The organism is Bacillus sp. ISL-39 (genome assembly GCF_018613295.1).
Lineage (GTDB): Bacteria > Bacillota > Bacilli > Bacillales > Cytobacillaceae > Mesobacillus.
On sequence record NZ_JAGGQM010000028.1, the window covers coordinates 39,080 to 51,411 of the forward strand.

Consider the following 12,332-nt stretch of genomic DNA (forward strand, 5'->3'; position numbering starts at 1 on the left):
ATTTATTCAATTTCTAAATAGAATTAAAAAAACAGGGTAGAAAATGTGCTCGCAAAGTGCCATGAAGCCGGGTGGCTCTAAGCGAGGAAAGGTTATGCTTTATTTAAAGGAAAAGTTATGGTTTACGTCACAGCAATAAACTACTAAAGCATAAGTTTGCCAAATGGCAGGCTTATGCTTTTTTGTTAGAGCTGTTTTCGTAAAGATTGTTGTTAAAATCCTAAAGCCGATTTTAACGTAATTAAGAATGTCATTTTGCTGGTCGGTATTAAGTTTGCCTGCTCTTTTCTCACAAAAGAGTCAACTTTGGGAAGAAAAATAGGCAATTCAATCCTTTTTTGTAGTCAATAGCAACAAAGTTTGAGAAAAGAGCCTTTTGTTAGAGCTATTTTCAACAAAGTTTGAGAAAAGAGCCTTTGTTAGAGAACTAATTATACCGAGCTGCCTGCTAAATCTTTAACTAGCAGAAAATGATGATGCACTTTTGCGTTAATGATCACTGTTCATACTGACTTTTTTACTGTTTCGATCTTTTAACCCAAAAATAAACAAAATCCCCCAACCCTAAATAAATTCTTGCCGGTCTGTCCATGTCCTCTTTTCGATTTTTGCATAATTTACACTAACATGCATATTCAGTTGAAAGGAGAAGATGGATTTGCCGACAGCTATGCATTTGAATTTACGCCTTGATCCCACGCAATATATCCCACAGATACGTCATGTCCCCGGATATGATTATATTCATTTAGTGCGCCAGCCCAAATATATGACGGATTTGTCATTGTTGAATGATAGAGTCTATTACCTTAGTGAAATTTTGGATCCAAAAGAGTTTGTAAAGAAACATAATGTCTCCTTGCTGCATGCCCATCATGGGCAATTAGGAGCTTTATTGCTGCCGTTCAAAGAGAAGACAAAGCTTCCTTTGGTGACCAGCATCCGTGGCAGGGATGCGACGTTAGGCGGACAGCCTGTTGGTTATTTGGATAATCTGAAATTGCTCTTTGACAAGGGTGACCATTTTTATCCTGTGTGCCAATACTTGGCTGACCGGATTATTTCCTGGGGCTGTCCTCCTGAAAAAGTCAAAGTGCTTTACGGTGGTGTTGATTTAACCAAATACCATTACAGGGCTCCAGCTGCGGATGGGGCGCAGGATATTCTGTCTGTAGGAAGATTAGTAGAAAAAAAGGGCCATGATGTGTTAATGAAAGCATTCCGGAAAATAAAGGATAGATTCCCTCAGGCCACCTTGACGATAATCGGCAGGGGGGAACTGAAGGACCAGCTTGAATCGTTGGCGGCTCAACTAAATTTGGGAGATTCATTCCGGTTGTTGAATCATCTTCATAAAGATGAAGTCCGGAAACGTATGGCGAATGCTGATTTGTTTTGTGCAGCCAGTCTGGAAGCATCGAATGGTGATCTCGAAGGCATACCGAACACGCTAAAAGAAGCAATGGCCCTTGGTGTACCTGTCATCTCGACTTATCATGCAGGCATTCCTGAATTGATCACTCATAAACAGGAAGGATATCTGGTTGAAGAAAACAATGTTGAGGAGCTTGCGGCGGGACTTGAATTTATGTTAAGCCATAAGGCATTGTTGCGGGATTATACAATTGCCGCAAGAAAGAAAGTTGAACAGCTTTTTGATGAAAAGAAGCAGCTTCATTTACAAGCAAAGTATTATGATGAACTGTTAGGAGGAAGAGCATGCAGTTTTTTGAATCTATTAATTTAAATCAAAGTGCCGAAAGTATTGAAATTGAGGCCAGTAAGGACTATCCAATTGTTAGCAGGGGTCCCGAAAGTGTCATTTTTAAAATATCCAATGAGCAATGTTTAAAAATCAGTACCAGCATGGAACAGCTTAAGCTAGAGGCAGACGGCCTTGCTGCAGCGCAAAAGCTACCCTCTATACCAAAGTTATATAAGGTCGGGACGAATTATATCATCAGGGAATTTTTTGATGGACCAACCTTAAAGAATTACCTGAGGAACTGTACGTATCTTCCTGAAACCATTGCGAAAGAGCTTCTGGCAATCATAAAGGGCATGAAAAAAGCAAAATTAATGATGGGCAGTGACCCGCTGAAGCATATTTTTGTCCTCGGGAATGAAAAGTTAAAATGGATCAGTCCTATTAAAGCGACCAAGGAAAATCCTCCTGTTCCGCTTACCTTACTCAATGACTTGAAGGGGATTTTACTGCAGGATTCATTTTTGGAACATGTAAAAAATCTGGACCCGGGTCTATATAATAAATGGATGGTGTTTATAATGGAAAATCAGGTGGATTATAAGAGGTCTGCTGCTGACGCTGAAGCGAATTTTGAAAATTTAACACATAATCTGATTGGCCAAGGGCGTCAGGGTGCAGTCTATCGGGTTGATGAAGAAAAATGTGTAAAAATTTATCCAAAACAGAGCCACTTTCTTAAAGAAAGGGAGGTTTTACTATCAAGCCAGCACCTCTCTTTTATCCCTAAAGTCTATGAAACGGGTCCTAATTATATTTTAATGGAATACTTGCAGGGACCGGATTTAAATACGTTTTTAAAGAAGCAATCGACACTGCCGGAAGAAGTCACGGTCAATCTTCTGGAGATACTGGAATCAATGAGGAGTTCAGGCTTTGAGAAAATCGATGCACCTTTAAGACATATATTTGTCACGGGCCAGGGGTTCAAGTTAATCGACCATGTATATTCATTTTCTAAAAAACAAGAACGTCCGCTTGAATTATTCAGAAACCTGCATGAACGGAAATTCCTCGATTCTTTTCTAGATCAAGTCAAAGTGATTAACCCCCAAATCTATACAGAATGGACAAGTAGGCCAATACCCCTTTCAAAAGAAGAGGCGGCGAAAGAGGTTAAAAAGATTTGTAAAAAAGAAAAGGGCCAGCGGAAATGAAGATATTAGTAACCGGGGCTGCAGGGTTTATTGGCTTCCATCTTGCCTGTCGGTTATTAGCTGAAGGCTATGAGGTGATTGGGGCAGACAATCTAAATGACTATTATGATGTCCGCTTAAAGGAAGACCGGTTAGAAATTTTGCGAAAAATGCAGGGTTTCCGGTTTTATAAAATTGATTTAGCAGATTCCGAATCGGTCAATGCTGTTTTTGAGAAACACGAAATTGGTATAGTGATAAACTTAGCCGCACAGGCAGGAGTACGCTATAGCATCAGCCACCCGCATTCATATGTCCACTCTAATATCAGCGGGTTCCTGAATATTTTAGAGGCTTGCAGGGATTATCATATAAAGCATCTAATATTTGCCTCTTCAAGTTCTGTTTATGGAGCGAATGGAAAGGTTCCGTTTTCCACATCAGACCCGGTTGACCATCCCGTTAGTATGTATGCGGCCTCCAAAAAAGCGAATGAATTAATGGCACATACGTATAGCCACTTATTCAATGTTCCAGCCACCGGACTTCGGTTCTTTACCGTGTTTGGCCCATGGGGACGTCCGGATATGGCATACTACAGCTTTACAAAAGACATTACAGAGGGTAACAAAATCAAAGTATTTAACCATGGTGATATGAAAAGAGACTTCACTTATATTGATGATATAGTGGAAGGGATCATTGGTCTTCTTCATCGCCCTCCATCCCCGAATCCCGAATGGGATCCAGAGCATCCTGAACCGGGCTCAAGCTATGCACCCTATAAAATTTATAATATAGGCAACAATCGCCCGGTTAAGTTAACGGACTTTATTCAAATATTGGAGAAGCTGATCGGCAAAAAAGCAAAAATGGAATTCCTGCCGATGCAGCCAGGAGATGTCAAGGAGACATACGCAAGTATTGACGACTTACACCAGGTGAGCGGCTTCACTCCTCAAACCTCATTGGAGACGGGGTTAAGCAAGTTTGTTAACTGGTATAAACAATATCATTTAAAAGAAAAAAACGAATAAACAAAGGTCAATGCGTTTCCAATTAAGTGGAGACGCTTTTTAAATGCCCTTCAATAAAAGTGGCTTTCGATGGGCATTCTAAATTACATTGAATGTATTAAGCAGGGGTGAATAAATCATTGATGAAGTTTTTAATTCCTTTACTCTTATTGATCATCATTACAGTTATAGCCTATATTATGTTAATAAAATCTCCTAATAACCCTCCCAGCCAGCTTCAGCAGCAACAGCAGAATCCCCCTCCTTCAAAACGGGTAGTGATGATTGTAGTCGATTCCTTGATGGACCAGCCTCTGCAGTCGAGTCTTGAGGAAGATAAGGTGTCTGCCTTACGGTTTTTAATCAATCATGGCAAATATTATCCCGAAATGGTAAGTGCCTTTCCAACGATGTCTGTTGTTATAGATAGCACCTTATTGACAGGAACCTATGCAGATCAGCATAAAGTTCCGGCTCTCGTCTGGTATGATTCAAACGAGAAGCGTTTCATCAGTTATGGAAGTGCCCAAAAGGAAATCAGGAAACTTGGAGTGAAACAAGTTTTAGAGAATAGTCTTTTCCAGCTGAACCACCGCCATTTGAGCCCTGCCGTTAAAACAATCCATGAGGAACTGAAAGGGCAGTCAGCTTCCATAAATACTCTTGTATACCGCGGAGGGCACAGCAAGCCTTTATCTGTGCCAAGAGGGTTAAGCTGGCCTGGTCTTGTTGAAGAAGACGCATCTATTAAAGGGCCTGAATATTTTTCCTATGGTCTATTATCAAAGCTGGACCCGAAAAATCCACATACACATTTGTGGCAAGGGTTTGGCTTTAATGATCAATTTGCCGCACAGGAACTGAAGTATTTGATCAAGCATAATCGGCTTCCATCCTATTCGCTGGTTTATTTTTCGGATAACGATAAACAGGTCCATAAGAAAGGCGTCTCCGTCACGAAAGGAATCGAAGATGCGGACAAGCAGCTGCAAGAGATCCTGAATACCTATCCTGCATGGGAAGAGGCGTTAAATGATACGGCCTGGATCATCATGGGAGACAGCGGGCAAACCGATTTAAAGAACGATAAGGAGCAAGCATTAATCGATTTAAGGGTGCTGCTTAAAGAATACCGTATCCATAAGATCGACGGGCCGGTTAAAGAAAAAGACCAGATCGTCCTGGGATTAAATGAGCGAATGACCTTCATTTATCTTCTGGACCAGAACATTAAAATAGATGATTTATCGAGTATTCTCAGTAAAGACAGACGGATTGACCAGATTGCCTGGAAACAAGGGGAGAGTGTAAAAGTTATATCGGGAGATCACAGTGGGTATCTCTTATTTAAACCAAACGGAGACTTTGCTGACCAATACGGGAAGACTTGGTGTATTGAAGGCAACTTTGACATTTTGGATCTTGAGGCAAATGGGAAAAACCAAATAGAATACAACGATTATCCAGATGGTCTGGCAAGGTTATACAGCTCCTTTTACTCTCATTCAGGCATTTATATGGTTGTTAACGCTAAGCCTGGTTATGAATTTGTTGGCGAAGAGTCTCCAACACATGTTGGCGGTGCCGCCCACGGGTCGCTCCATAAGCAGGATACATTTTTCCCGGTGATTGTGGCAGGTACAGAACAAGAGCCTCAACACGAACGAATAATGGATTTTAAAGAGTGGGTAATGAGGATTCTGGAAAGTCCAGAATTAAAGAAATCCGGAGGCGCAAAGTGAAAATTAAAGTAATGACATACAATATCCATCATGGAAAAGGGATGGATAAAAAGGTGGATTTAAACAGAATTGCTGACGTTATTTCGAAAAGTGGCGCAGATATAATCGGACTGAATGAAGTTGATAAAAATTACTCAAGCCGGAGTGATTTTATCGATCAAGTACAATTCCTTGGAGATGAATTGAAACTGCATTACGCTTTTAGTCCATCTATATCTTTAACATCAAAAAAGGCAGATGGCATCAGACAATACGGGAATGGACTTCTTTCCCGCTTTCCGATCCTTTCGAGCAAAAATCATTTGCTTAACTTTATTCCTGGACTCATCGAGGGCAGGTCAGTACTTGAAACAACTATTGAAGTTAACAAGAAACTGCTTGGCACCTACGTAACCCACTTAAGCTTAAATCCCGGCCTTCATAAAAAACAAAGTCAGTTTATTTTTGAAAAAGCAAAAAGCCCGGCGATAATTTTAGGCGACTGGAACATGAAACCACACAGCAGAAAGTGGGGAAGAGTAACAGCGAATTACCGGGATGTTTGGAAAGAAGCCGGAGGAGAACCTGGGCTTACTTATCCTTCAACAAAACCAAGATTGAGGCTTGATTATATTTTTGTAACTGAAGAGTTAAAAATAAATGATGCCCGTGTTATTGATACAGAGCCAATCGCTTCAGACCATCTGCCGGTGATGGCAACCCTATCAATTTAAAGCCTGCCCAAAATGAAGAGCACAACTTCAAAGTTGTGCTTTTCATTTTATTGGTGTTCAGTTTTTTTGAGAAGACCAGCTAGCCAGAACGGCAAATACAAAATGAAAAAAGTAACAAGCGCAATGGCTTCCAGCGAAAGAATATACCAAGGCCATGGTCCGAGATAGTCAATGAGCGACGGATTGACGGGTTTTTCAGAAATGTACATATAGTTTCCTTCGATCAGGAAATTGACGATGAATACGATCAGAGTATAGACGTTCAGCCAGAGAAACGCTTTCCATATGGACTTCCCGGTCGGCCTGTATCCTGCGACAAACACCATGAACAGATTGGCGATTACCGTTCCGCCATGTGAAATGAAGAAATGGACATAGCGGTAGTGTGGGAAGGTGTACAGGCTGATGTCCGGCGTGATCATTGCCTGCAGCGCGCTGCCGACACCGACAAAATAGGTGAATTCAAATAGTGCATATCTTCTTGTTAAAAGTAAAAGGGCGGAGAGGATGAGAGAAATACTGCTCAGATGAAGGGGCAGCGAGTATTGGTAACTCCAATGGCCGCTCCACCAAAGCCATGCCTGCAGGCTGATTTCAGAAATGATCAGCACAAGAAATAATCCAACCCGTGCAGTACTGTTGACACGAGGATCCCTCAGCGTTTTACGAAACAAGAAGAGCAGGATGACCATAAGCAGGAAAGCCGCAAGTGTATACAGGTGAACACTGGAAAATAGCTGAAAGACAGTTTCTGTACCTGGCTCAAAAAGTTCCCTCATAAAGCCCTCCTCCAATCGTGTAATAGTTCAATTTTTCCATATTACACTCTTACTTTAACATATTCTCAACTGGCGTATATATGGTTAGAAAAACATACATTTCATACGATTACCGTTTTGAGGAGGGTGGGATCATGCAGTTTTATTACGGCGAGCAGATGCCCTTGCGGATATTGGATGAAGCTGAGTTTTGGAAGCATCAGGAGGAGGAGCATACTGTAGTGATCAGGGAGTTGACCCTGATTTGGAACAGGAATATGTGAGCGCACTGAAGGAATGGGAAAAGGTATTAGGGGAGACCCGCCAAGTGAAGCAGTGAGAAGTAACCCAACCGCCAAAGTGGTACTGGACCACATGATCCGGGAATCAGAATACTTTGTCGGGATTGCCCAGGCGCTTTTGTACCAGCAGACAACTTAGAAAAGCAATCAAAGAATCAGCCAGGTGTTTGGCTGTTTTTTTGCCTTGTTATGAAAAAGCTTTTTGATCTTCTGCTGTGTTTTTATGCCAAAACTCCTAGTTTTAAAACTTTCGCTTACAGAAAGAAATCTGTTATGATTATAATGAAATAGAGAAAAGGAGGATTTTTCCTATGTATGATATAGCAATTATTGGAGCAGGCCCTGCAGGCGGAAGCGCAGCGATTTTCGCGGCAAAGGCTGGCAAAAAAACAATCGTGCTGGACAATAATAAAAGCGTAACGAAGCGTGCCTGGATGGAGAACCACTATGGTGCTCCTGAAATTGCAGGTCCTGATTTAGTAGAAACTGGCATCAAGCAAGCGAAGAAATTTGGTGCTGAGTTCGTCGAAACGACAGTGACTTCTGTCAGCAAAACAGACAGCGGCGTTAAAGTCGTAACTGAAAACGGCGAGTATGAAGTCAAGCATGTGATCATCGCATCAGGGATGATGACGGATGTGGCTGAAGCATCAGGTCTTGCAACAAAGGATGGCACAGAGCCAAGAATCAAGACGATCTTTGACGTAGATGCTGCCGGAAAAACTAATGTTGAAGGCGTTTGGGCTGCAGGTACATGCGCAGGTGTCAGCATGCACACTATCATCACAGCTGGAGACGGCGCAAAGGTCGCCATCAACGTCATCAGTGAGCTGAACGGCGAGCGTTATGTAGATCATGATGTATTGAAAGCTTAATAGATAGTAAGAAACCTTGCCGCTTTTTGCTGCAAGGCTTCTTCATGTTGGTTTAGTTGCTGTAGTTGAATTGTTCCTCAATCTTCCCATCCTCATCATGGATGTAAGCCATGGTTCCCGCTTCTTCTGCCAGGCGTTTTGCTTCATCTGCAGCCTCAGATTTTGAATCGGCCGTAAATTGTGGATCGTCCTCGCCTTCTTTCTTGACGGCCCATCCTTCTTCATCATGAGGAACTGCATGGAATCTTGCTTCATCTGTACCTGCGCGGTCTTTAAAATATTCTTCTTGTTCCATATTATCATTGTTGTTTTTGTTGTCCCGTGCCATAAGAATCCCTCACTTTTCTTTAGTTTACCTTGGAAAAGGTACTATAGATTTACCCGCTATGTATATATAGAAACATCAACCCTGCTCTTAGAAAAAACAACCAAATAAAAGAGCCCCGGAAAAGGGCTCCGAATCTGTTAATAAACCATCGCTGGATCATGGTAATATTTGAATTCCAATAAATTATTAGCCGGGTCTATCAGGAAGAAGGTTACATGCTCTTCTTTCTTTCCTGGAAAGCGGACCATCAGTTCCTGGAAAAACGTCAGTTTATTTTCGACTGCATATTCATGGGCAAGGTCGAATTCCTGCTTTTTAATAAAGGTAATGCCAAAATGGCGGGGATACATTCGGGGCTCAGGGTCTATTTTTTCCGGATTCAAATGACAGACAACCTGGTCACCGAAAAAATCAAATGTCACCCTGTCATGATATCTTCTTGCCAATTTACAGCCAAGCCGTTCGTAAAAATCCACTGTTTCATCAAGCTCCTTGCACGGGATAGCAAGATGAAACACTTTGTCCGTATCTCTCATACCCGTTCCTCCTGATAATTATGAAAAGTGTCTGAGCGCAAGCCCAGCCTCAGTGTTTCCAGAGCTATGGCATCCGCGAATGGGATATTTGCAAGATTGACCTGTGGACCGGCCAAGCTGAGGAAGCATGTTTGCATTTTCTTGTTCGGTGCTTCAAAAATAAGGTGATCCAGGTTCAGTCCCGATGAAATGATCTCTTCGATGATATCGAACCGTATGTCTCCGCTGCCGGTGCATATACCGCTCGTTCCGCCTTCCCGCGCCTCCGTGATCACTTTCTCTGCCCCTGCTTCAAAGTCTTCGTGAATATATTCAATCCATTCCTGTGAGCTGGAATTCCCTGAAATCATACTGTCTTTGCTCCCGACTTCACTGAAGATGTTGAATTCTCCGGCGAAATCGGAAATATATCCAGCTTTTTCCCTATTGGTGATCGGCAGCGTCCCATTAGAAATCTCAATATAACGACAATCATACATCTTACAGTAGCGGTAAAAGTCATCCAGTTTGTTCTGGCTCAGGAATTTCTCAAATAAGGTGCCGCCGAAAAAATAGTCAACATCGTTTTCCTTTAAGCACGTCATTTTCTCTTCAAGGTTCAAAGAAACGATTGAGGTGCCCCAGCCGAATTTTACAAAGTCAATATAATGGCCTGCCCCTTTAATCGTGTCTTTAAAATAGTTACAAGGAAGACCGTTGTCTATTAAGATTGTCAATCCCCTGGTCCTTGGCTTTTCCTGCCGCGCCGGGAGCTTTAAACCAAAATGTTTCATCATCATATAACCTCACAATTCTGGGTAATCCCTTTTTATCATCCACCACCATTACAAAGGCTTCATCAAGCTCTTTTGTACAATAATCGAGATCCCGTGCGTCAAAGTCCGGCTGTCCGTGATCAAAAAATTTCCGGGCTGCCTCACAGCTTACTATCCTTTGTACAACATCCTCTGCTGCGAGGGTTGCATCATCCTCGATGATCGACTTGATGTATTCAGCGCAGGCGAGGTCATCACCCCCGTCAGGATGGGAGGCGATAATATTAATTAAGGCATCCTGCCTGCAAGTTTTCAGAATATGCTCCGCTGTTTTCCTTGCATTTGAAAAACCTGTCGCATAGACTTTCTCTGCGTTCAAAGCATTCAGAAGTGCTCTTACTCCATTTGTCGTCTTCTGGACTATTGTTCTTCCCCTGACATCCTCACCGCTGATTCGTCTCGGAGAATTATCGAGGTCGAAACCAGCAATGGGCAGTCCCTTGATTTCTCCGGCTAAAAAATAATTTGGGTATTTTTCCTTTAAAGCCACAGCTTCCGAAACCGAATTAACGAGGAGGATTTCCTTTGCCCCTCCAAGAAAGGCATGGTGTGCAACAGTGAAGGCCCTGATGACATCGATAACAATATTTGCATCAGAAAACGGCAGATTATGCTGGTGGCCTTGGTAGATATTTACTCTCATATGTTCTCTCCCCCTAGCAGTTTATTAGATTAAATTCCAGGTATCTGAGTGATTGGAATTTTTATATGGACACTGCAGAGTGAATCTTAAAAACCCATGCATTTACATTTGCCTAAATTACAAAAGATTATATTCATAGGGACTTATATAGGTACCTTATCCATCGTAAATAGAACCCTTTCTTAGTGCATACAAGTACTGGTGTCCGAAAAAGGGGATAAATTTGGACCCGCGAATGTACGTGAGAATTTAAACTCATGAGAACGATATCCACTAGGTCATCTTTCTCGCATTGCCGTATGGATTCCTCGCGCTGATTCTTAACATTTTTGCCGCTTTCTTTTATATGACAAAGACTAGTCTGATTTAAACAAATAAATAAATCCGTTATAACCCGAGCCATCAACAAATAAGCTTAATAATGGCACTATTAAGATTTTTACAGGAAACAGAGGCAAAAAAATGGTGGGGGTTATGCCATGGCAGTAGTGAAGCATACGGAGGCTGATGTCGATCTGTTGGCCCGATTGTTAAGAGCAGAGGCTGAGGGTGAAGGGCAGCAGGGAATGCTGATGGTGGGAAATGTAGGGATCAACCGGATACGTGCGAACTGTTCTGATTTTAAGGGGTTAAGGACCGTTCCGCAGATGATTTATCAGGAACATGCTTTTGAGGCAACGCAAAAGGGTTATTTTTATCAACGTGCAAGAGAAGCTGAAAAGAGACTCGCAAGGCGTGTGCTGAAAGGGGAGAGGCTATGGCCGTCCAAATATAGCCTATGGTATTTCCGGCCTTCAGGAGATTGTCCGCCGACATGGTACAATCAGCCGCATGTCGGCCGGTTTAAGCTTCACTGTTTTTATGAACCAACAGGTGAAGAGTGCGCAAATATTTATAACACATTTTAAATAGCTGGACTGCCTGAAAACCTGGGCAGTCTTTTTGTTTTCTTAGGGCTGTTTTCGTAAAGATTGTTGTTAAAATCCTAAAGCCGATTTTAACGTGATAGAAGGCCATTTTGCTGGTCGGTATTAAGTTTGCATGCTCTTTTCTCACAAAAGAGTCAACTTTGTGAAGAAAAATAGGTCATTTCAATCCTAGCTTGTATTCAATAGTAACAAAGTTTGAGAAAAGAGCCTTTCTTATTGACATAGGAAGTGATTAGGATTAAAGTTAAAAAGGTTAATAGTTAAACAGTTGAACAGTTAAAGGATGGAATAAGTTTAGAGCGGGGTGAATATATAGACATGTGTGATAAATCAATCAAGGATTTAGTTGACCATTATATCCATGTTTCTTTTTCGGTCAACAAAATTGCCGAGGGACTGATCAAGGAAGAAATAGGTTCCGACCTGACGAATGACCAGCATTATACTTTGCGTTATATCGATAAGGTTGGCACTTGCACATCCTCCGAGCTGGCTGAAGTTTTCGATGTCAAAAAGAGTGCGATCACGGCGATCATTACTCGGCTGTGGGAAAAAGGGCTAATCCAGCGGGAACGGGATGAAAATGACAGGCGCCTGGTATACCTGTCTTTGACTGACAAGGGAAATGAACTTTTTCGGAAGACGGAGGAGCGGATACAGGTGCTAGTAGCATCCTTTATTGAAAAATTCGACCAGGATGAAATCGTCCAGTTCCTTAAGACGTACGACAAGCTGAATGACATTTTAACAGAAAGAAAGAGCAGGGTGGAGTAA

13 protein-coding genes and 1 pseudogene are annotated in these 12,332 nt (G+C 42.0%); 9 read left to right on the forward strand and 5 right to left on the reverse strand.

Annotated features, from left to right (window positions below):
- Nucleotides 1–658: 658 nt before the first annotated feature.
- From J7E37_RS19170 to J7E37_RS19190, 5 genes are all read left to right on the forward strand, one after another.
- A complete protein-coding gene (locus J7E37_RS19170) occupies nucleotides 659–1,747 on the forward strand; it encodes a glycosyltransferase (RefSeq protein WP_214776290.1) in 1,089 nt (362 codons plus the stop codon).
- The gene (locus J7E37_RS19175; protein ID WP_215026418.1) at nucleotides 1,720–2,922 is read left to right on the forward strand and encodes a hypothetical protein; all 1,203 of its coding nucleotides are present in this window, start codon (nucleotides 1,720–1,722) and stop codon (nucleotides 2,920–2,922) included. Before J7E37_RS19170 ends, J7E37_RS19175 begins: the two co-directional genes overlap by 28 nt.
- Nucleotides 2,919–3,938 (forward strand): NAD-dependent epimerase, encoded by a 1,020-nt coding sequence (locus tag J7E37_RS19180; RefSeq protein ID WP_214776288.1) that lies wholly within the window; start codon nucleotides 2,919–2,921, stop codon nucleotides 3,936–3,938. The genes J7E37_RS19175 and J7E37_RS19180 overlap by 4 nt, the downstream gene beginning before the upstream one ends.
- A 122-nt stretch (nucleotides 3,939–4,060) precedes the next feature.
- Entirely contained in the window at nucleotides 4,061–5,659 is a 1,599-nt protein-coding gene (locus J7E37_RS19185; RefSeq protein WP_214776287.1) for an alkaline phosphatase family protein, read from the forward strand.
- Nucleotides 5,656–6,372, forward strand: a complete 717-nt coding sequence (locus tag J7E37_RS19190; RefSeq protein WP_353050047.1) for an endonuclease/exonuclease/phosphatase family protein — start codon at nucleotides 5,656–5,658, stop codon at nucleotides 6,370–6,372. The genes J7E37_RS19185 and J7E37_RS19190 overlap by 4 nt, the downstream gene beginning before the upstream one ends.
- A 47-nt stretch (nucleotides 6,373–6,419) precedes the next feature.
- Here J7E37_RS19190 and J7E37_RS19195 read toward each other — a convergent pair whose 3' ends face one another.
- Nucleotides 6,420–7,151, reverse strand: a complete 732-nt coding sequence (locus tag J7E37_RS19195) for a YwaF family protein (RefSeq protein WP_215026421.1) — start codon at nucleotides 7,149–7,151, stop codon at nucleotides 6,420–6,422.
- Between the two features lie 134 nt (nucleotides 7,152–7,285).
- Between J7E37_RS19195 and J7E37_RS19200 the strand changes: the two are divergent.
- Together J7E37_RS19200 and J7E37_RS19205 are read left to right on the forward strand one after the other, a co-directional pair.
- Nucleotides 7,286–7,571, forward strand: a pseudogene (locus J7E37_RS19200) (DUF2935 domain-containing protein).
- Between the two features lie 172 nt (nucleotides 7,572–7,743).
- Nucleotides 7,744–8,307 carry an FAD-dependent oxidoreductase gene (locus J7E37_RS19205; protein WP_214776284.1) on the forward strand — a complete coding sequence of 188 codons (564 nt, stop codon included), beginning with the start codon at nucleotides 7,744–7,746 and terminating at the stop codon, nucleotides 8,305–8,307.
- A 52-nt stretch (nucleotides 8,308–8,359) separates the two neighbouring features.
- Here the strand turns inward: J7E37_RS19205 and J7E37_RS19210 are convergent, their stop codons facing one another.
- The 4 genes from J7E37_RS19210 to J7E37_RS19225 all read right to left on the reverse strand — a co-directional run bounded on the left by J7E37_RS19210 (nucleotide 8,360) and on the right by J7E37_RS19225 (nucleotide 10,629).
- Nucleotides 8,360–8,635, reverse strand: coding sequence for a DUF2188 domain-containing protein (locus tag J7E37_RS19210; protein ID WP_214776283.1), 276 nt, complete (start codon nucleotides 8,633–8,635; stop codon nucleotides 8,360–8,362).
- Between the two features lie 137 nt (nucleotides 8,636–8,772).
- Nucleotides 8,773–9,171 carry a VOC family protein gene (locus tag J7E37_RS19215; protein ID WP_214776282.1) on the reverse strand — a complete coding sequence of 133 codons (399 nt, stop codon included), beginning with the start codon at nucleotides 9,169–9,171 and terminating at the stop codon, nucleotides 8,773–8,775.
- Nucleotides 9,168–9,944, reverse strand: coding sequence for a phosphosulfolactate synthase (locus J7E37_RS19220; protein ID WP_215026538.1), 777 nt, complete (start codon nucleotides 9,942–9,944; stop codon nucleotides 9,168–9,170). Before J7E37_RS19220 ends, J7E37_RS19215 begins: the two co-directional genes overlap by 4 nt.
- Nucleotides 9,853–10,629 (reverse strand): 2-phosphosulfolactate phosphatase, encoded by a 777-nt coding sequence (locus J7E37_RS19225; RefSeq protein WP_215026423.1) that lies wholly within the window; start codon nucleotides 10,627–10,629, stop codon nucleotides 9,853–9,855. The genes J7E37_RS19220 and J7E37_RS19225 overlap by 92 nt, the downstream gene beginning before the upstream one ends.
- Before the next feature lie 479 nt (nucleotides 10,630–11,108).
- Between J7E37_RS19225 and J7E37_RS19230 the strand changes: the two genes are divergently transcribed.
- Both J7E37_RS19230 and J7E37_RS19235 read left to right on the forward strand, forming a co-directional pair.
- Nucleotides 11,109–11,537, forward strand: coding sequence for a cell wall hydrolase (locus J7E37_RS19230; RefSeq protein ID WP_214776280.1), 429 nt, complete (start codon nucleotides 11,109–11,111; stop codon nucleotides 11,535–11,537).
- A 339-nt stretch (nucleotides 11,538–11,876) separates the two neighbouring features.
- Nucleotides 11,877–12,332, forward strand: a complete 456-nt coding sequence (locus tag J7E37_RS19235; RefSeq protein ID WP_215026424.1) for a MarR family winged helix-turn-helix transcriptional regulator — start codon at nucleotides 11,877–11,879, stop codon at nucleotides 12,330–12,332.